This is a genomic window from Vibrio tetraodonis (assembly GCF_003350295.1).
In the GTDB taxonomy this organism is placed as follows: domain Bacteria; phylum Pseudomonadota; class Gammaproteobacteria; order Enterobacterales; family Vibrionaceae; genus Vibrio; species Vibrio tetraodonis.
The window spans coordinates 77,781-97,762 of sequence record NZ_QLYY01000020.1 but is presented as its reverse complement, the minus strand read 5'-3'; the positions used below and the strand labels follow the sequence as shown (position 1 = coordinate 97,762).

At 43.8% G+C, this 19,982-nt stretch carries 21 protein-coding genes; 4 read left to right on the top strand and 17 right to left on the bottom strand.

The genetic code is table 11. From position 1 onward, the window contains the following. The first annotated feature begins 40 nt into the window (after positions 1-40). Both DPF90_RS15625 and DPF90_RS15620 read left to right on the top strand, forming a co-directional pair. Positions 41-1,507 (top strand): sodium-dependent transporter, encoded by a 1,467-nt coding sequence (locus DPF90_RS15625; RefSeq protein ID WP_114787267.1) that lies wholly within the window; start codon positions 41-43, stop codon positions 1,505-1,507. Continuing rightward, positions 1,504-1,605, top strand: a complete 102-nt coding sequence (locus DPF90_RS15620) for a MetS family NSS transporter small subunit (RefSeq protein WP_114787266.1) — start codon at positions 1,504-1,506, stop codon at positions 1,603-1,605. The genes DPF90_RS15625 and DPF90_RS15620 overlap by 4 nt, the downstream gene beginning before the upstream one ends. Before the next feature lie 53 nt (positions 1,606-1,658). On the opposite strand, the gene DPF90_RS15615 is transcribed toward DPF90_RS15620, so the two are convergent. The 15 genes from DPF90_RS15615 to yceD all read right to left on the bottom strand — a co-directional run bounded on the left by DPF90_RS15615 (position 1,659) and on the right by yceD (position 14,756). Further along, positions 1,659-2,084, bottom strand: coding sequence for a hypothetical protein (locus DPF90_RS15615; protein ID WP_114787265.1), 426 nt, complete (start codon positions 2,082-2,084; stop codon positions 1,659-1,661). A gap of 165 nt (positions 2,085-2,249) precedes the next feature. Continuing rightward, positions 2,250-3,746 carry a PTS glucose transporter subunit IIBC gene (gene ptsG, locus DPF90_RS15610; protein ID WP_114787264.1) on the bottom strand — a complete coding sequence of 499 codons (1,497 nt, stop codon included), beginning with the start codon at positions 3,744-3,746 and terminating at the stop codon, positions 2,250-2,252. Positions 3,747-4,171: 425 nt separating this feature from the next. After that, positions 4,172-4,957, bottom strand: coding sequence for a TatD family hydrolase (locus DPF90_RS15605; RefSeq protein WP_114787263.1), 786 nt, complete (start codon positions 4,955-4,957; stop codon positions 4,172-4,174). Further along, positions 4,948-5,910: a DNA polymerase III subunit delta' gene (gene holB / locus DPF90_RS15600; protein WP_114787262.1), complete on the bottom strand. Its 963-nt coding sequence runs from the start codon at positions 5,908-5,910 to the stop codon at positions 4,948-4,950. The genes DPF90_RS15605 and holB overlap by 10 nt, the downstream gene beginning before the upstream one ends. Next, a complete protein-coding gene (gene tmk / locus DPF90_RS15595; RefSeq protein ID WP_114787261.1) occupies positions 5,907-6,542 on the bottom strand; it encodes a dTMP kinase in 636 nt (211 codons plus the stop codon). The genes holB and tmk overlap by 4 nt, the downstream gene beginning before the upstream one ends. Next, a complete protein-coding gene (gene mltG, locus DPF90_RS15590; protein WP_114787260.1) occupies positions 6,539-7,555 on the bottom strand; it encodes an endolytic transglycosylase MltG in 1,017 nt (338 codons plus the stop codon). Before mltG ends, tmk begins: the two co-directional genes overlap by 4 nt. Beyond that, positions 7,549-8,355 (bottom strand): aminodeoxychorismate lyase, encoded by an 807-nt coding sequence (pabC, locus tag DPF90_RS15585; RefSeq protein WP_114787259.1) that lies wholly within the window; start codon positions 8,353-8,355, stop codon positions 7,549-7,551. Before pabC ends, mltG begins: the two co-directional genes overlap by 7 nt. Positions 8,356-8,431: 76 nt before the next feature. Further along, entirely contained in the window at positions 8,432-9,676 is a 1,245-nt protein-coding gene (gene fabF, locus DPF90_RS15580) for a beta-ketoacyl-ACP synthase II (RefSeq protein ID WP_114787258.1), read from the bottom strand. A 91-nt stretch (positions 9,677-9,767) separates the two neighbouring features. Continuing rightward, positions 9,768-10,001, bottom strand: coding sequence for an acyl carrier protein (gene acpP, locus DPF90_RS15575; protein WP_004406112.1), 234 nt, complete (start codon positions 9,999-10,001; stop codon positions 9,768-9,770). A 231-nt stretch (positions 10,002-10,232) separates the two neighbouring features. Beyond that, entirely contained in the window at positions 10,233-10,967 is a 735-nt protein-coding gene (fabG, locus tag DPF90_RS15570) for a 3-oxoacyl-ACP reductase FabG (RefSeq protein ID WP_162814051.1), read from the bottom strand. A gap of 23 nt (positions 10,968-10,990) precedes the next feature. Next, positions 10,991-11,914: an ACP S-malonyltransferase gene (gene fabD / locus DPF90_RS15565; RefSeq protein WP_114787256.1), complete on the bottom strand. Its 924-nt coding sequence runs from the start codon at positions 11,912-11,914 to the stop codon at positions 10,991-10,993. A 124-nt stretch (positions 11,915-12,038) separates the two neighbouring features. Further along, the gene (locus DPF90_RS15560) at positions 12,039-12,989 is read right to left on the bottom strand and encodes a beta-ketoacyl-ACP synthase III (protein WP_114787255.1); all 951 of its coding nucleotides are present in this window, start codon (positions 12,987-12,989) and stop codon (positions 12,039-12,041) included. A gap of 5 nt (positions 12,990-12,994) precedes the next feature. Then, positions 12,995-14,020, bottom strand: a complete 1,026-nt coding sequence (plsX, locus tag DPF90_RS15555) for a phosphate acyltransferase PlsX (RefSeq protein ID WP_114787254.1) — start codon at positions 14,018-14,020, stop codon at positions 12,995-12,997. Positions 14,021-14,029: 9 nt separating this feature from the next. Beyond that, on the bottom strand, positions 14,030-14,200 hold the full coding sequence (gene rpmF / locus DPF90_RS15550) for a 50S ribosomal protein L32 (protein WP_114787253.1): 171 nt from the start codon (positions 14,198-14,200) through the stop codon (positions 14,030-14,032). A 31-nt stretch (positions 14,201-14,231) separates the two neighbouring features. Beyond that, positions 14,232-14,756, bottom strand: coding sequence for a 23S rRNA accumulation protein YceD (gene yceD / locus DPF90_RS15545; RefSeq protein WP_114787252.1), 525 nt, complete (start codon positions 14,754-14,756; stop codon positions 14,232-14,234). A gap of 154 nt (positions 14,757-14,910) precedes the next feature. On the opposite strand from yceD, the gene DPF90_RS15540 reads away from it, so the two are divergent. Beyond that, positions 14,911-15,498: a Maf family protein gene (locus DPF90_RS15540; protein ID WP_114787251.1), complete on the top strand. Its 588-nt coding sequence runs from the start codon at positions 14,911-14,913 to the stop codon at positions 15,496-15,498. Between the two features lie 49 nt (positions 15,499-15,547). Here the strand turns inward: DPF90_RS15540 and rluC are convergent, their stop codons facing one another. Further along, the gene (gene rluC / locus DPF90_RS15535; protein ID WP_114787250.1) at positions 15,548-16,498 is read right to left on the bottom strand and encodes a 23S rRNA pseudouridine(955/2504/2580) synthase RluC; all 951 of its coding nucleotides are present in this window, start codon (positions 16,496-16,498) and stop codon (positions 15,548-15,550) included. A 283-nt stretch (positions 16,499-16,781) separates the two neighbouring features. Beyond that, on the bottom strand, positions 16,782-16,994 hold the full coding sequence (locus DPF90_RS15530; protein WP_114787249.1) for a hypothetical protein: 213 nt from the start codon (positions 16,992-16,994) through the stop codon (positions 16,782-16,784). Between the two features lie 65 nt (positions 16,995-17,059). On the opposite strand from DPF90_RS15530, the gene rne reads away from it, so the two are divergent. Then, a complete protein-coding gene (gene rne, locus DPF90_RS15525; protein ID WP_114787248.1) occupies positions 17,060-19,954 on the top strand; it encodes a ribonuclease E in 2,895 nt (964 codons plus the stop codon). Positions 19,955-19,982: the final 28 nt, after the last annotated feature.

The following is a 19,982-nucleotide window of genomic DNA, read 5'->3' as shown; positions in this document are numbered from 1 at the left end:
GCTTTATCTATGGGATATTGGATTTACAGGAGTCCTATATATGAAAAGAGAACAGTGGGGATCCCGAGCTGGCTTTATTTTAGCCGCGGTTGGGTCGGCGATCGGGTTGGGAAACATATGGCGTTTCCCATACATGGCTTATGATAACGGTGGTGGTGCTTTTTTTATACCCTACCTTTTTGCCATGATCACAGCAGGCATCCCCTTCATGATACTCGAGTTCAGTATGGGGCAAAAATACCGAGGCAGTGCACCTCGAACCCTTGCTAAAATTCACTCTAAGTTTGAATGGCTCGGATGGTTTCAAGTAGGGGTTGCCGCAGTTATAGCCGTGTACTACGTAGCCGTCATTGGTTGGGCTATTTCTTATTTTAGTATGTCTTTTGATCAAAGCTGGGGAAGCGACACTAATGCTTTCTTTTTTAAAGAGTACTTAGCACTGGGTGACAACTCTCCAACTAACTTAGGTAGCATCCAATGGAAAATAGCCGCCGCTATGGGAATTGCTTGGGCTATTACATATGCGGCTATTGTTGGGGGCGTGAAATCTGGTATAGAACGCGCCTCAAAAATTATGATGCCAATCCTCTTTATTATGGTTGTGCTGCTTATCGCTCGAATGGTTTTTCTACCAGGGGCACTCAACGGCATAAACTACATGTTCGAGCCTGACTTCAGTAAGATATGGGACGTAAAGGTTTGGGCAGCGGCTTACGGGCAGATATTTTTCACCCTGAGTATCGGGTTTGCCATCATGCTCGCCTACTCCAGTTACTTGCCTGAGAAATCAGATATTACCAATAATGCCTTTATGACTGTCCTCATCAACTGTGGATTCTCAATTTTAGCCAGTATTATGATCTTTTCAGTGCTGGGCTACATGGCTTTCGAGCAAGGAAAGCCTCTTACTGATGTCGTTTCAGCAGGGGTTGGTCTGGCATTTGTCACTCTACCCGCCGCAATCAATCTACTACCTGCACCTTATATCCTAGGGCCTTTGTTTTTCTTTGCTCTTGTTGTCGCTGGACTGAGCTCGCATATTTCAATTATGGAAGCCGTGACCTCCGCCATAATGGACAAGTTGAACTGGAGCCGAAAAAAAGCCGCAACAATAGTCATAGGCACTGGCGTCATTGTATCGATGGCTTTTGCAACCAATGGCGGGTTGCTCCTTCTTGATCTGGTTGACCATTTTGCCAACAATGTTGGAATTATGGCTGGTGGATTAGTGGAAATTGTATTGATGGCATGGATTTTAAATAGGGTGGCTGATGTACGTCAATACGCCAATGATATCTCGGATTTTTCAATCGGGACTTGGTTTATCGTCTGTCTTAAGTTCATAACCCCAATAATGCTCGCCATTATCCTAGCAACCAAGCTACACACACTATTTACCGAAGGTTATGGTGACTATGATCTAACTTTAGGCTGGGCAATGATAGCAGCGCTATTTGTTATTGGTGTTTTAATTAATGCGACAAATAAACAAGAGGAATCTCTATGACAACTGGAGCAATTATTATGATGGTGTTGGGACTAGGGCTTACTTGGGGTGGCGCCGCCATTTGTATGATAAGAGCAATGAATAAGAAAGAGTCATAAGTTCCTTTCTAATTAAAAATGCCGACATAGCTATGTCGGCATTTTCGGATGAGCTAGAATGTATACTTAACGCCAAGTGCTCCACCAATCTGTAATTCTGCGCCACCATGTAAGTCGAGTTCTGGATGGACTTGTCCGTACATGTCCCAGTTTTTATGGAAATTCCAGTTCACACCAAGAGGAACTCGAGCTCCAAACTCATCATGGTCCCACTCACTCCAAGCCCCCGCACCAACATACCAGGTAAAAGGTACATCCGCATCAAATTTTCCCCTAGCAAATATGTAATCGAAAGCAGCACCATCATTACCTAAAGTAAGGCGATACTTATCATCCAATTCAACAACTGCACTCAAGTCTTGATCGAATGCCATGCCTGCCGACCACTGATGACCGCTTTCATCTTCAGCTAGCACCGTCGCACTTGTAACTAAAATAGAGCCGAACAAAGCGGCTCTGGCTAAATTATGTATCTTCATTACTCTGTACTCTAACCTAATAAAACAGCGTTCAAATCTACAGATAAGAAGCAACTGTATGTCAGGTCAAAGTTAGGGTAAGTGATAAATCTGATAGTTTTTATCAAGCTGAGTCCACAAAAAAAGGAGGCTCATGCCTCCTTTCTCTAGCTAGATTTATGGGAATTAGCCGTTGTTACGGATCCACTCATCCATTTCTGTTTTAAGGTTATCTGACTTAGTGCCAAATATTGCTTGAACACCACCAGCAACCACAACAACACCGGCTGCGCCAAGCTGTTTTAGTTTGTCTTGATCGACTGCTTCTGCGTCTGCTACTGCAACACGTAAGCGAGTTATACATGCATCTAAGCCTGTGATGTTAGCTTTACCACCAAAGGCTGCAACAAGCTCACCAGCAAGTTCAGAGCCAGATGTTACCGCTTCTTCGAGTGACTCTTCTTCACGTCCTGGAGTCTTCAGATCCAATGCCTTGATCACAACACGGAATACAACGTAGTAGATAACCGCATAAACAATACCTGTTGCTACCATCAGGCCAACTTTCTGAGCATTACCTGAAAGAACAAGGAAATCGATTAGACCATGTGAGAAAGACGTACCGTGCACAAAACCAAGAGTGTTTGCTACAACGTAGGCTGAACCCGCTAGCAAAGCGTGGATACCATATAAGACTGGAGCAACAAATAGGAATGAGAACTCAATTGGCTCAGTGATACCTGTCAGGAATGACGTCAATGCCGCTGATGCCATAATACCCATAACCTTTGCTCGGTTCTCTGGTTTAGCAGAATGAGCAATAGCAATGGCTGCAGCGGGTAGACCAAACATCTTAAACATGTAACCACCAGCCAGCTGTCCAAAACCATTACCAGCAATACGAGATGCATCATCAGCCACCAAGTAACAGGTAAGAACACCAGTTTGAGGTTCACCAGCTGCATTTACACAAGATCCAGCTTCAAAGAAGAAAGGTACGTTCCAAACGTGATGCAAACCAAATGGGATTAAAGAACGCTCTACGATGCCATAAATACCAAAAGCTACCTGTGGGTTTTGGTGTGCTGACCAATCGGAGAATGACTGCATAACAGCAGCGACAGGTGGCCAGATCACTGACAGAATAAGTGCTAGTGCAATAGCTAGGAAGCCCGTAATAATTGGAACGGCACGCTTGCCAGCAAAGAAGCCCAGATATTCTGGAAGCTGAATTTTAAAGAAACGATTAAAGGACCAAGCTGCAATACCACCAACTAAGATACCGCCAAGAACGCCAGTTTCATAACGTTTTGAAATCAAACCAATTGCTTTGTCATCTAACACGTTTCCAGCTGCAAGTGCCGCTGCTTTGGCAGATTCTACATCTAACTGAGCAAGCGCTCCTAGTGTAGCTGTCATAATGCCATAACCAACAATAGCCGCTAGACCCGCAACGCCATCGTTATTGGTAAAGCCAAGTGCAACACCGACTGCAAATAATAATGCCATCTGGCCAAATACAGAGCCACCCGCTTGTGCCATAAGATTCGAAACAATCTCTGGAATAAAGCTTAGATTGGCTGCACCAACCCCAAGCAGGATACCTGCAACAGGTAAAACTGATACTGGAAGCATCAGAGCCTTACCCACTTTTTGCAGGTTAGCAAAAAGATTCTTAAACATATATATGCTCCTGAAAAATTATAAGAATTCTTGGGTTCTAACGGCACACCCCCGCAGCCTTAAATGTTAGCACCCGTGGAAAATGTAACCACATATGACAGTATATTTTCCGGCTCTAAATATATATTGATGGTAAACAAACTTTCTAGCCGCTTACGAAAATAAGTTTCAAACTAATAGATAGATCACAGTCTAAAAAGGGGGGATTTACTACAAACAATATCATAAAGCATTGAAATATAATAAATTAAATAGTGATAACATTAATTTTACAGTAAAAATAAAATCATGCACCTTGTTATTTCACGTAACAAAATTACATTTAACCCATGTTAACCCCACAAGTTCAACGCTTTTAGTAAACAAGCGTGATATTTCTCATTATCGTGACGTTTAGCATAGAAAAGTGATCTTTCGGTCTTTTTTTACTCACAACTATTTTTTTGACGAAAAAAAAGATTTCGGAAGTTTTTGCTGGTTTTAAGTCCAACTTCAGCGACTGACACTCCTTTTAGCTGAGCTATATAAGAAGCCACTTCCGCAACGTAAGCTGGTTGATTTTGTTTTCCGCGATGAGGGACCGGCGCTAGATACGGGGAGTCCGTCTCTATTAATAAACACTCCAACGGAAGCGCTTTGACAACCTCTTTCAATTCGGTAGCCTGTTTGAAGGTGACAATACCTGAGATTGAAATATAAAAGCCCAAATCTAACGCTGCTTTGGCAAAAGCTAAATCTTCAGTAAAACAGTGAATCACACCTTGGCATTTTTCTGCGTTACCCGCTCGCAAAATATCCAAAGTATCTTGTCTCGCTTGCCGAGTATGGATGATTAGTGGCTTATCTATCTCTACCGCCAGTTCCACATGTTGCTCGAAGCGTAGCTTTTGCAAATTCTTAGTTTCAGCTTGGTAGTGATAATCAAGACCAGTTTCACCAATTGCGACGACTCTAGAATGCGATGCAAATGTATAAAGACGCTCTAATGAAAATTCACTCCCAACATCAAGGGGGTGGATACCGCATGAAGCATAGACATTATCAAAAGGTTGAATTAATTCCATCATATGAGGAAAGGCATCCAAGGTTACCCCTACTGAGAGAATGTCAGTGACATTCGATGCTTTTGCCTTTTCAATTACCTCATCAATCCCTGAATGCAGGTTACTGTAATCCAATTTATCTAGGTGACAGTGAGAATCTATGAACATACTTCCTCGTTAAACTTGATTAACCAATCCAGAATTAGTAATTCACTATTAAGCCCTGAGTATTCTCTAAGTTGCTCTGTTAAATTGCTCAAATTTTCTGTTTGTTGAAAGAGCTTCTCATAGCTCAAGTAGTGTATAAGCTCTTTTGCAATGGGGGAAAAGTATGGTGCATCGAGTCCAAAATGAAGCTTCTGTGCGTCAGTGAGTATGTACCACATCCAATTCAAAGACTCTTCGTGAGAGCTAGCGAGTTGCTTGGCCAAAGCGATCATATCACCACGATTCTTAAGCACATCCAATAGACCTAATTCTATTTGCTGATAAAGCGCTTCTTGTCCTTTATCCAAAAATAACTGAATAGTGGTGGGCGCATTACCGTTGACATGTGCGATATGAGGAGGGATATTCACTGACACTTTATCACTCAACCAATCAGCGACTTGGTGCGCCGAAGGTTTAGTCACTTGCCACCTTTGACATCGGCTACTCACCGTCGGCAGCAACCGGTGTGGCTGATACGAGATAAGTAAGAACATACAGGTACCCGAGGGCTCTTCAAGAGTCTTTAAAAGCGCATTTGCGGCAGATTCTGTCATTGCCTCGGCTGGTTCGATGATAAAGATACGCTTTCCAGATAGCTGAGATGATTCCTGCGCTAATCGATTACAACCTCGAATTTGGTCCACACTGATTGATTTAGCACTTTTCTCCGGCTTAATAAGATGATAGTCGGGGTGGTTGCTTGCCTGCATTAATTGGCAACTATGACAAATACCGCACGCTTCACTAGCATAGTTGCTACACATCAAAGCTTGAGCAAATGACGAGATCAACGCTTCAGTAGCCAAACCTAGATGAGAACTCAGCAAAACCGCATTGGGAAAGGTGTCCTGCTCTAGGCTAGACTGCCATTCCTTCCAAAGGCTACTTAACCATGGGTACGTGGATATCATTGATGCCGTTTTAACCATTTTCTAAGTTGACTTTGTATATCACTGGCAACAGCATCAATGCTTTGATTCGCATTGATGGTGACTACCTTGTCATCACTAGAAGCTAATTCGAGATAACGCTCTCTTGTGCGCTCGAAGAAACTCATGTCCATCTTTTCAATCCGATCTAGCTCACCTCGGCCTCTCGCTCTAGAGAGACCAAGCTTGGGGTCAATATCAAGATAAATGGTCAAATCGGGTTTAAAGTCACCCAGCGTTGTTTGCTTAAGATCTTGCAGTATCTTATGTGAAAGCTGTCGTCCTCCACCTTGATAGGCTTGAGAAGACATATCATGTCTGTCACCAACCACCCAATCACCACAAGCCAAGGCAGGCTTAATCACATTTTCAACTAACTGAACACGAGCAGCATACATAAGCAAAAGTTCAGTCATATCTTGAAGTGATTCGCCTTCATGGTCTTGTTTGACCAAAGTGCGCAGTTGTTCTGCTAATGCTGTACCACCTGGCTCTCGTGTTGATTGAATGTTCTTTATTCCTGCATTCTCAAGTGTCTCAAGTACTGTCTTAATCGCTGTACTTTTTCCTGCGCCTTCTAGACCTTCGACAACTATGAATTTAGCTTTGTTCATTTATTACTTCTTAACTGTTTTAAATAAGCACGAACGGCTCGGTTATGTTCGGCCAATGTTTTAGAAAATACATGCCCACCATTACCACTCGCGACAAAATAAAGATAGCGACTCGCTTCTGGGTTAAGTGCAGCTTTAATGGATGCTTTCCCCGGCATAGCGATTGGCGTAGGTGGCAGACCAAAAATAGTATAGGTGTTGTACGGAGTTGGCGTTCGCAGATCTTTCTTGCGAATATTACCATCGTACTTGTCCCCCATACCATAAATCACGGTCGGATCGGTTTGTAATCGCATTCGCTTATTAAGTCGATTAACGAACACGGCAGCCACTCGTTCTCGCTCTGATTCTACTGCGGTTTCTTTCTCGATAATTGAAGCTAAGATTAAGGCTTCATAAGGTGAATCAAGTGGAAGGTTTTTCTGACGTAAAGGCCATTGTTCGTCCAGTACTTTTTGCAGTTTGTTGGCTGCCCGCTTTAATATATCGAGATCAGAAGTACCCACAGTGTAATGATAGGTTTCTGCTAGCAGCAAGCCTTCCAGTTTATTCTGTTTTACACCTATATTCTGCGCAATTTGAGCCTCTGTCATGCCTTGAGCTTTATGGTCAAGGTGCGGAGCTTGCTGCAAAGAGTCGAGCCATTCAGAAAATGTCGAACCTTCGACAAAGGTGATGGCAAACTGGTGCTCTTTACCCGTGTTAAACAGCTCCAGAGCTTGCTTTAGCGTCATTTCCGGTATCAGAAGATAAGTGCCCGCTTTGATCTCAGCCATTTGCGGGTAAAATCGGTGTACCAAGGGAGTGAGTTTATCAGATTCGATCAGTTGCTCTTTTGTCAGCCCAGATAATACTTGGTTAAAGCTCGTACCTGGCTCAATTGTATATATTTGCTCTTGATCCAATATGAGTGCTTGGTTGACATATTGTTCCATATACTTTGTTAAGTAGGCATAACCAGCACCTGCCAGTACTACAACACTTAACAACAATAAGGTGATTCTTTTTACCACTGGTTAATCATCTCCTGAATAGTCTTTGTCACTGAGCCTTTTGCATAGGATTGCGGACCAACAGCTTTGACAGGTGCTATACGAAGAAGAGAGTTCGAAATAAAGACTTCCTCCGCTGCATACAACTCTTTAAGTGAATAGTCCCCTACACTCACCTCTATGCCTTTCTTAGCCGCTGAGTCAATGATAACACGTTGCATCACTCCTTTTACGCCAGCGTTGGTAAGATCTGGCGTATAAACAACACCTTGGTTAACCCAAAAAACATTAGCCATTGTGGTTTCTATGACATTAGCTTTAATATCAAGCACGATTCCATCAGAAAAACCTTTGCTATCCATTTCAGACTTGAGTAGTACTTGTTCAAGCCGATTGTTATGCTTGTGACCTGCGAGCATAGGGTTATGACCAAGGCGCTGGGAACACACACCTAATTTTACTCCCTCAGTCATCCACTTTGTATAGTGAGTAGGAAAATCAAAAGTGCTGATAATTACATTGGGGCCCTTAACTTTGTTGGGACTATACCCACGACCGCCTTCGCCACGGCTGATATGAAGTTTAATTCCAGCTTCAGCTTTCCCAGTACTGGCATCTCGTATCCAGTCTTCTRCTTGATGCCAATTTGGCAGGGAAATACCAAGCAACTCCATACATGACTGCATCCTTTCTTTGTGCCTATCCCAATACTGTACCTGCTCTCCTTGAACCAACATGGTGGTAAAACAACCATCACCATATTGAAAAGAGCGGTCATGCAAAGAGATCGTCTCTGCTTCTCGTCCATTTACCCAGTACATATATTCTTCCATAGATAAAGAAACGGCCTAATGCCTGCGCATTAAGCCGTTTTATCACAAATTACTCTCAGACTCTTTAGATTTTTTTAAAGACCAAAGAACCGTTTGTTCCACCAAAACCGAATGAGTTACAAATCGCATAATCTGAACTGATTGGCTTAGCAGTATGTGGGACAAGGTCAATATCCTCTAGCCCCTCTTCACAGTCATCTAGGTTAATCGTAGGCGGCACTATTTGATCAACTAAAGCCATAATAGTAATAATGGCTTCAACAGAACCTGCGGCACCTAAAAGATGACCTGTCATAGACTTTGTAGAAGACACTTTCACTTTTTTTATGCCTTCTTCGCCTAGCGCGCGGCGAATGCCTTTCGCTTCTGCCACATCACCCGCTGGTGTAGAAGTGCCATGAGCGTTGACATAGCCAACTTGAGTACCTGTGATGCCAGCGTCACGCATTGCCGCTTCCATCGCTAAAGCACCACCAGAGCCGTCTTCGCTTGGAGACGTCATATGGTAGGCATCACCAGACATACCGAAACCAACAAGCTCAGCATAAATTTTGGCACCTCGAGCTTTTGCATGTTCATATTCTTCAAGCACGATCACACCGGCACCGTCGCCTAAAACAAAACCATCACGCTCTTTATCCCAAGGACGTGATGCTTTCTCGGGCTCTTCGTTGCGAGTAGATAGCGCTTTAGCAGCACCAAACCCTGCCATACCCAGCGGTGTTGAAGCTTTTTCTGCTCCACCGGCGACCATAGCATCAGCATCACCGTAAGCAATCATACGAGCAGCATGGCCGATGTTGTGAAGACCAGTGGTGCATGCTGTTGAAATAGCGATATTAGGACCACGAAGGCCACGCATGATCGATAGGTTTCCAGCAACCATATTAACTATGGTTGACGGGACAAAGAAAGGACTGACTTTTCGCGGCCCTTTTTCGACCAGAGCGGTATGACCCGCTTCGATAAGGTCAAGCCCACCGATACCTGAACCTATAGCCACACCAACGCGAGCTGCGTTGTCATGATTAATTTCTAGGCCTGAGTCATCAAGAGCTTGAATACCAGCGGCAATGCCGTATTGGATAAACAAATCCATCTTACGGGCATCTTTCTTTGACATGTATTCTGTGCAGTCAAAACCTTTCACTAACCCCGCAAAGCGAGTTGAAAAGTTTTCTGTATCAAAGTGCTCGATATTAACGATACCACTCTGACCTTCTAGCAGGGCTTTCCACGATGATTCTACTGTGTTGCCGACCGGTGACAACATACCCATGCCAGTGACAACAACACGACGCTTGGACACGATTTTATTCTCCGGAATTGATATGATTCTATGAAAGGTATAGAAGAGTTAAAAAGAACACAGGCGGCCAGAAGGCCGCCTGGGAGAGATATTACTGAGCGCTGTTTACGTAGTCGATTGCAGCTTGAACAGTTGTGATCTTCTCAGCTTCTTCATCTGGAATCTCAGTGTCAAATTCTTCTTCTAGAGCCATTACTAGTTCAACAGTGTCTAGAGAATCAGCACCTAGATCGTCAACGAAAGAAGCTTCATTTTTTACTTCTGCTTCGTCTACACCTAGCTGTTCAACAATGATTTTCTTTACGCGTTCTTCGATGTTGCTCATTTTTCTTTTCCTTTACAGATTTCGCTCAATGCGATGGTTCCGTAGTTTATTCGAACTATTGAAAGTTGCAAGGGGGTACTTGCTGGTCAAACCACAAATTTCGCGATTTTTACCGAAATTCAATACATTTTTGACTTATATCATGCACAAATCTTGCGCACATAGATGCGACACATCACAAACTATAGGCTATTTTCCTACAGTAAATAACCAAATTCGTTCAGCTTAGCATCAAACCATATACATGCCGCCATTAACGTGCAAAGTTTCGCCCGTAATATACGCAGCTTCTGGAGATGCAAGGAAAACGACTGCTGACGCAATTTCTTTGGGATCTCCAAGACGACCGGCAGGAACATTTGATAAAGTTGTAGCTCTTTGCTCGTCGTTAAGCGCTTTCGTCATATCGGTTTCAATAAAGCCTGGAGCAACCGTATTTACAGTCACACCACGAGATGCAACCTCACGTGCCATGGACTTAGTAAAGCCTATCACGCCAGCTTTAGCAGCTGCATAATTAGCTTGTCCTGCATTACCCATTGTACCGACAACCGAGCCGACATTAATGATACGACCGGAGCGCTTTTTCATCATGCCACGAAGCACTGCTTTTGACATGCGGTAAATTGGCGTTAAGTTGGTATCAATGATGTCATTCCACTCGTCATCTTTCATACGCATCAGCAAGTTATCGCGAGTGATACCAGCATTGTTCACCAAAATATCGACGGCACCAAACTCATCATTGATATTTTTTAGAGTTGCTTCAATTGATTCGACATTGGTCACATTCAGGGCTAGGCCTTTGCCTTTATCTGCCAAATAGTCACTGATAGCAGCCGCTCCATTTTCAGAAGTTGCAGTACCAATCACTGTCGCTCCCCTTTCAGCCAGAAGCTCGGCGATAGCACGACCAATACCACGGCTCGCACCTGTCACCAAAGCAACCTTGCCTTCAAGATTCATCATAATTGCTATTCCTCAAATATTTACTTAACCGCGTCAAGTGATGCTAAATCATTAACCGCAGCACCACTGAGCGTTTTCACAATTCTCTTTGTCAGACCAGTCAATACCTTACCTGGGCCAAGTTCGAACAATTTTTCAACACCTTGATCACTCATATACTGCACACTTTCAGTCCAGCGAACTGGGCTGTAAAGTTGACGAACCAGTGCTTCTTTAATTTTTGCTGGATCCGTTTCTGCAGTCACATCGACATTATTGATAACAGACAACTGAGGTACATTGAATTCGATTGCCTCAAGCGCAATAGCGAGTTTGTCTGCCGCTGGTTTCATTAGTGCACAATGAGATGGCACGGAGACTGGTAAAGGCAATGCCCTTTTAGCGCCGGCTTCTTTACATAGTGCTCCAGCTCTCTCAACAGCTTCTTTACTACCCGCAATTACAACTTGACCAGGCGAATTGTAGTTCACCGGAGAAACAACCTCCCCTTGGGCTGCTTCTTCACATGCTTTCGCAATAGAGTCATCGTCAAGACCTATGATGGCAGACATCGCGCCTGTACCAGCTGGCACTGCTTCTTGCATTAACTGTCCACGCAACTCAACCAACTTAATGGCCTGCTTGAAATCAATAACACCAGCGCAAACCAAAGCTGAATATTCGCCCAAGCTATGGCCTGCGATACAACTTGGCTGCTCCAAACCTAATTCTTGCCATACTCTCCAGATCGCTACTGAAGAAGCCAGCAAGGCAGGCTGAGTGCGAAACGTTTGGTTCAAATCTTCTGCTGGGCCATCTTGCACTAGAGACCACAGATCATAACCTAACGCCTCAGAAGCTTCTGCGAATGTGTTTCTTATTACATCATACCGCTCGCCAAGCTCAGCAAGCATACCAACAGCTTGTGAACCTTGACCTGGAAAAACGATAGCAAAATTGCTCATTCTATTTACCTTTAAAAAGTAACAAACAAACGATACCTATTTCTAGAGCCTATTTCGCACACCACTTTTGAGATGGCAAAAAGGAAAACTCTAGACATCAAAAACTTAGAAAATATACATTAGCTTAGAATTTAACTAACGCAGAACCCCACGTGAAACCACCACCGAAAGCCTCAAGCAAAAGCGTTTGACCTCTTTGGATTCGACCATCTCGAACCGCTTCGTCCAGAGCCGTCGGAACTGTTGCTGCAGAGGTATTACCATGCTTATCAAGGGTAATGACTACTTGATCGAGGGACATAGATAACTTTTTAGCCGTCGCAGATATGATCCGGTAATTCGCTTGATGAGGCACAAGCCAGTCTAGTTCAGATTTGTGCATATTGTTGGCTGCTAGTGTATCTTTGACCAACTTTGAGAGCTGAGTAACCGCGACTTTAAACACTTCGTTACCCGCCATGTGCAGCCATTTGTCTGCATCTTTTCCACGTTCAGGTACTTCCAAGCTCAATAGCTCTCCAAAACGGCCATCGGAATAAATGTGCGTGGATAAAATTCCTGGCTCTTCACTAGCTCCAACAACAACAGCCCCAGCACCATCACCAAACAAAATGATTGTTGAACGATCGGTGGGATCGCATGTTTTCGACAAGGTATCAGAACCTATAACCAAAACATTTTTACACATACCCGTTTTAATATGCTGATCAGCAACAGACAAAGCGTAAATAAAACCAGAGCAAGCTGCTGCAATATCAAACGCTGGGCAACCTGAAACACCCAGCTTAGCTTGCACCTGACACGCAGACGATGGGAAGGTGTGGCTACTACTGGTTGTGGCGACAATGATAAGATCAATATCATTGGTTTGAATGCCCGCCATTTCAATAGCATGTTGTGCCGCGATAGCTCCCATATCCGCAACCGTTTCATTCTCAGCGGCAATACGTCGCTCTCGTATCCCAGTTCGAGTTACGATCCAATCATCACTTGTATCTACCATTTTCTCTAAATCTGCGTTAGAACGCACCTGAGATGGCAGGTAGCTGCCAGTACCTAAAATTTTGCTATACATGAAGACTAATAATGCCTCTCGAGTAAAACCGCTTCCAAACGATCGCTAATACGGCTTGGTACTTGTCGTTTGACCTCGTGTAATGCTTCGCCAATTGCATTGACAAGAGCTTCTACATCAGCACTTCCATGGCTTTTTATTACAATGCCGCGCAATCCTAACAAACTTGCGCCGTTATACTGGTCGGGGTTCAGCGTTTTCAGATCATTAAACAACCCAGAAAATAACTTTCTTGTGATCCAACCCTTTATCGATGAGGCCATCATACTCGACCTCAGCTTGTTGATAAATATCTGCGCCGTACCTTCACAAGCTTTAAGGCAAACATTACCGACAAAACCATCGCAAACGACCACATCAGCCACATCACTAAGGAGTTGGTTACCTTCAATATAGCCAATGTAATTAATCGAGTTAGTTTGAGAGAGCATCTCAGCGCAGCGTTTTACCAAGTCGTTTCCTTTAATCTCTTCTGCGCCTATATTGAGAATTGCAACGCGAGGAGAGCACTCCAAGTATTGTTCAGCAAGGGCGCTTCCCATAATAGCGAACTGAAACAAGGAGTCTGCGTCACTAGAGACATTAGCGCCAAGATCTAACATCCAAGTATTAGCACCTGACACAGTAGGAAGTGCAGAGATCAATGCCGGACGATCTATCCCAGGTAAAAGTTTGAGTTTAAAACGCGACAGCGCCATCAAAGCCCCAGTATTACCACAGCTCACACATGCGTCCGCTTCGTGCTTTGCGACAGCATCGATAGATTGAGACATAGAAGTACCATCACTATTTCTTAACGCTAGAGAAGGTTTTTCCGTATTAGAAATGACTCGGTCGCTATGCTGAACCACCAAGCGTGAATTGGGCTGATAGCCAAGTAAAGACAGTTGTTCAGCGATCTGGATACGATCGCCTATGAGTATCACTTTTAGCTCAGGGAAATGCGACAGTGCCTGCACGGCGGCAGGCACTGTAACGCGAGGACCGAAATCCCCGCCCATTGCATCAAGTGCAACGGTTATAGTAGGCAAAGGTCAACCTTACTTGTTGATAACCTTTTTGCCACGGTAGTAACCTTCAGCAGTTACGTTGTGGCGCAGGTGTGTTTCACCTGAAGTCGCATCTACAGATAGCGCGGCTGTGTTTAGGGCATCGTGAGAACGACGCATGCCACGCTTAGAACGTGATTTCTTGCTCTTTTGTACGGCCATTGACCCTACTCCTATGTTAACGCTTAAAGAACTAATCCTTTAAGTTTTTTAAAACATCGAATGGATTCGGCTTTTCTTCCACAATTTCTTCTGGAATTTCACCAAATACCAAATTGTTTGATTGAACGCTACAATCCGCATCTTCATGCTTGGCAATTTGAGGTAAGTTTAGAATGAACTCGTCTTCAACTAACTGTATCAAGTCTATTTCACCGTACTCGTTCAGATCTACCAAATCGTACTCTTCCGGTGCATTTTCTTCACTTTGTTCACCTTTGTAAGGTGTGTAAGTGAATTTTACTTCGCATTCATGAGCAAAGTTCTCGTTACAGCGTTGACACTCTAAATCAACTTCGATGTTAGCTTTACCAGAGATAACAACAAGTCGCTGTTCATCTAACTCAAATGACAATGACACTTGAGCGTCGCGTTTAACGCCTTCAACTGATTCGAATAAGCGCTTAAAAAGGCTGACTTGGATGATACCATCGTAGTCTAAGCGTTTCTGGGCAGCTCGAGCCGGATCAACTGTTCGCGGTATTTTTACCTTTTGCATAGGGCGCGAATTCTATCTTCCTATTCATTTTTAGTCAAAGGAAAAGGGCAAAAAGTTATAGTTTTTTTCATTGCTATCAAAACACCAGAGACGAGAAGTACAATATGTTTTAATCTTTTCGCATCTGATTAAAACTAAATTGTAATAACAAAATATGGCAAATTTCCAACTTGTTCTCGCTTCTACCTCCAAATACAGGCAGCAACTTATCGCTAAATTATCGATTCCTTTTATCGTAGCGTCACCTGATTGTGATGAAACCCCTAATGAAAACGAAAGCCCCGAATGCCTCGTAAAACGACTCGCTAAAACTAAAGCAGAATCTTGCATTGTCACTCAACCCAGCCTAGTTATCGGCAGCGATCAAGTGTGTGTCATTAACGGTGAAATTATCGGCAAACCTCATAACCGCCAAACGGCGATTGAACAGTTAAGTCGCCAAAGTGGAAAAGTCATCCAGTTTTTTACTGGCCTAGCCATTTACAATAGCACCAGTAAACAATCTCATGTCCACCTAGATACTTTCTGCGTTCACTTTCGAGAACTCACGCAAGCCCAGATTGAATACTATGTCGATACTGAAAAACCTTATGACTGTGCGGGGAGCTTTAAAAGTGAGGGATTAGGGGTAGCCTTGTTCAAAAAGCTCGAAGGCAAAGATCCAAATACGCTAGTTGGACTACCACTAATTGACTTGGTCGACATGTTATATAAACAAGGCATGGACGTATTAACGCCCTAAAACAATTGGAATCTCAAACTAGTAGCCCGCAGTATGCAGGCTACTTATTTCATGTAAGTTGACGTAAGCCAATCAGTACTTTATCGAGTTTCTCTTCCATTGGCGCATCAACCTCCATCCACTGGTCATTCGATGGGTGCTGAAATTTGATATTCGCAGCATGAAGAAACAACCTATCTAGACCTACTTGAGACATATAGGCGTCAAACCTTCTGTCGCCATAACGGTCATCCCAAGCGATTGGATGACCAGTATATTGAGTATGAACTCGAATCTGGTGCGTTCGCCCAGTAATTGGACTGGCTTGAACAAGCGTGGCTTGAGAAAACTTTTCAATAATTTTGAATCGCGTTTCTGAGGGTTTTCCTTGAGCGTTAACTCGCACTATGCTGTTGACTTCGTTTTTCAGCAATGGCGCTGTCACTTTTTTACAACTCGACTTCCATTGTCCCATGACTAAGGCAAAATAGTATTTTTGCACTGTTTTAGCACGAAACTGCGCCTGAAGATGGCGAAGTGCTGACCGCTTTTTAGCAACCAATAATATTCCTGATGTATCCCGATCAATACGGTGCACTAACTCGAGAAAACGTGATTGAGGCCTAAGCGCTCGCAGTGCTTCAATTGCTCCAAATTTAAGTCCACTTCCACCATGAACAGCCGTTCCTGAGGGTTTATTGAGAACGAGGATATGGTCATCTTCGTAGATAATTAGATGTTCAAGCTCTGCCACCTTACTAAGCTTGGTGTTTAGTGGTTGTGACTCTTCTTGCTTTTCTTCAATGGTGACTGGAGGAATACGGACTATATCTCCTGCTTGAAGTTTATATTCCGCCTTAATTCGCTTTTTATTCACGCGAACTTCCCCTTTGCGCAAGATTCTGTAAACCATGCTCTTGGGAAGATTTTTAAGTTGGTTACGTAAAAAGTTATCTATACGTTGACCAGCCATGTCTTCATCAATATCGACAAACTGGACTTGGGTTCTAATTTCACTCATATAGGCATTCTATCACTGAGGCGACGGTAAATTCACGTTTTCTGAATACTAAATTGCTCATTCCCTTTTAAGGCTGACTTTATTGAGGCTGAGCTTAAAAACTAGTCATAATAATTATTGCTTTAGCAAGAAAACATCATTTTTATAACAAATCAGTAGCTTAAAAATATATAAAATAGGTTTTTTAACCTTTTGTGGTAAAGCAGATTGCTGAGTTTAGTGGGTACTGCTATAGTTCACACCTGCAATGGATGCTTAGGTTCTATTTTACAAAACCTAATCATTATTGAGCAAGATATTGAGTAGCGGCTATTTTACCGAAATGCAGCATATGGCGTAAGACATTTTGAGAATTAGTCAAGATTGTTGCCCTACTCAGAACTCTTTCATGTTGAGTATTATCCGCCACAATATGCGGCTCACAGGCAAAGCGTTTGTGAGGCTGATGTGCCCAAAGAGCACCCCTCCAGCCGGGAGGCTGCACAGATTTAGCCATGGGGTCAGGCACCTTGAAAGAAGCTTAAAGGCAACAAAGCCATAGAATGACAACGAGATTTATTAATGAAAAGAATGTTAATTAACGCAACTCAGAAAGAAGAGTTGCGTGTTGCTTTGGTCGACGGTCAAAGGTTGTATGACTTAGATATCGAAAGTCCGGGGCACGAATCAAAGAAAGCAAATATATACAAAGGTCGTATCACGCGCATCGAGCCAAGTTTGGAAGCAGCGTTTGTCGACTACGGCGCAGAAAGACACGGCTTTCTGCCCCTCAAAGAAATCGCACGTGAATACTTTCCAGAAGGCTACACCTACCAAGGTCGTCCTAGCATAAAAGAAGTGCTAACCGAAGGCCAAGAGGTCATTGTTCAGGTAGAAAAAGAAGAGCGAGGAAGCAAAGGGGCAGCCCTAACAACATTTGTTTCCCTTGCTGGTAGCTATCTTGTTCTAATGCCGAACAACCCCAGAGCTGGCGGTATCTCTCGTCGCATTGAAGGGGATGAGCGGACTCAACTTAAAGCAGCTTTGAGCACCCTTGACCTTCCTCAAGGTATGGGGCTTATTGTTCGTACTGCTGGTGTTGGAAAGAGTGCTGAAGAGCTAGAGTGGGATCTCAATGTCCTCCTCAATCATTGGGGGGCGATTAAGCAAGCTTCTGATGCTCATCCTGCACCTTTGCTTATACATCAAGAGAGCAACGTCATTGTGCGCGCTATCCGAGACTATCTACGCCGTGATATTGGTGAGATATTAATAGATAGTAATACTATTTATGAGCGTGCTCTAGACCATATCCGACTGGTACGTCCTGACTTTGTAAATCGTGTTAAAAAATACGATGGCGAAGTCCCTCTGTTTAGTCACTACCAAATCGAAAGTCAGATAGAATCGGCTTTCCAAAGGGAAGTTCGACTTCCTTCTGGCGGATCAATAGTCATCGATCCGACCGAAGCACTTACCTCTATTGATATCAACTCTGCTCGCGCAACTAAGGGTGGAGATATCGAAGAAACAGCACTAAATACCAACCTTGAAGCAGCGGAAGAAATCGCACGCCAACTGCGTCTTCGTGATCTTGGTGGTCTAGTCGTCATCGACTTCATTGACATGACACCTGTTCGTCATCAGCGTGAAGTAGAAAATCGCCTTCGTGATTCCGTTAGACTGGATCGCGCACGCGTTCAAATCGGCAGAATTTCACGCTTTGGACTGTTAGAGATGTCTCGCCAGCGCCTAAGTCCGTCTCTTGCAGAGGCAAGCCATCATATCTGTCCCCGTTGTAGTGGTACAGGTGTCGTACGTGACAATGAATCCTTAGCACTATCTGTTCTTCGTCTAATCGAAGAGGAAGCACTTAAAGACAACACAGCCCAAGTTCTTGCCGTTGTTCCTGTCCCAATAGCGTCTTATCTTCTCAATGAAAAACGTCGCTCCGTAAACCATATCGAGCGTATTCAAGAAGTGAAAATAACGGTTGTTCCTAATTCAGATATGGAAACGCCACACTTTGATGTGATTCGTGTTCGCGAGGGAGAAGAGTTTGACCTTCTGTCTTATTTGCTTCCAAGTAAATTGGAAGCAATTAAAGAGGCAGAAAGTAAAGAATCGACCGAAACTGACGCTAGACCAAGAAAACTTGAAGAGCCGGCATTAAAAGGCTTCGCAGCACCTTCTCAGTCCGCACCTGTGCCAAAGCCGTCACCAAAGACGTCCAGCAAAGTACAGTCCGGAACTAACCAGCCAGGTCTGGTGACTCGATTTATCAAGGCTGTAGGACAATTCTTATTCGGTTCTCCAGAAGAAAAAAATCAGTCAGACTCTAAGCAGGCGAGACCTCCACAGAAAGACGCTCAACGCAACAATCGCAATCGTCGTAACCGTAACAACGATCAGCGTCGACGTAATGGTCGAGATAATCGTAAAGAATTGCGTGATGACAAACGCGAAAGCCGTCATAGCAAACAGAATGAAGAGTTTAACACCGACGTAAAAGCACCTTCTACTGAGCGCAAGCAGCAAAATCGTAAACCCAAGCAGGAACGTCGTAACAAACAACGTGACGATATTAATGCAACCAAGGTCGCCGAAGAAGGCCTAAAACTCGCCGCTGAAGCACAAAGTGAAGAAAAGCCTAAGCGTGAAGAGAAAACAGCCAAGATTAAAGAGCGTCGTCAACGTCGCAAGTTAAGTAAGCAAGTTCGAGTCAAAGACCAAAAAGCTCAGTCTGTTGCGGCTGAAGAAGTGAAAGAAGTTCAAGCAGTCACTACTCAAGAGACAGCTTTGGAGCACAGCGATGCAACATCAGTTGAAGAGGCTGAACAACCTAAGCAACGCCGTAATCGCCGTTCGCCACGCCATCTAAGAGCGAGTGGTCAACGGAGAAGACGGGGCCGTGATCGTCGTCCTAATCCATTTAGACTTCGTAAAGGTGGTGTGGCATCACCTGAAATGGCGATGGGTAAAGTGATGCCAAGTTATGGTATTAGTAAGCCGCAGTCAAAGCAGGTCGATAAACAAGCTACTAGCACTCCACTAGAAAAAATTGGCGGCGTGTTGTGTCCTGAAATGGCGATGGGTAAAGTGATTATTATCAGTGAAACTCAAGTGCAGGCTGACCTAAAATCGACAGTTTCCACACAAGTTACAACTCAAGTAGACGCCGTATCTACAGGTAGTAGATTTGATGATATATCTATTGAATCACCTATTACGACACCGAGCCCTGAAGAGGTTAAAACACCCTCATTAGAGGAAAAAGCTCACTCTGAGATTGTTTTGCCTAAAGCGTTTAAAGGCCATGCCTCTGCACCTATGGCAAAGGCTCCTGGCGGGACTGAGATGAAAGAAATCACTGTCATCGCAGCTCCCTTCCGCGAACGCAGATACCTGTCTAAAGGTGCAGGTAGCCAAGTTGCTCGCAATCAATCCAGTGCGAAAATGGCTCGACCTCAGCGTTAACCGCTAGTAACAGCATGTATCAATCAGC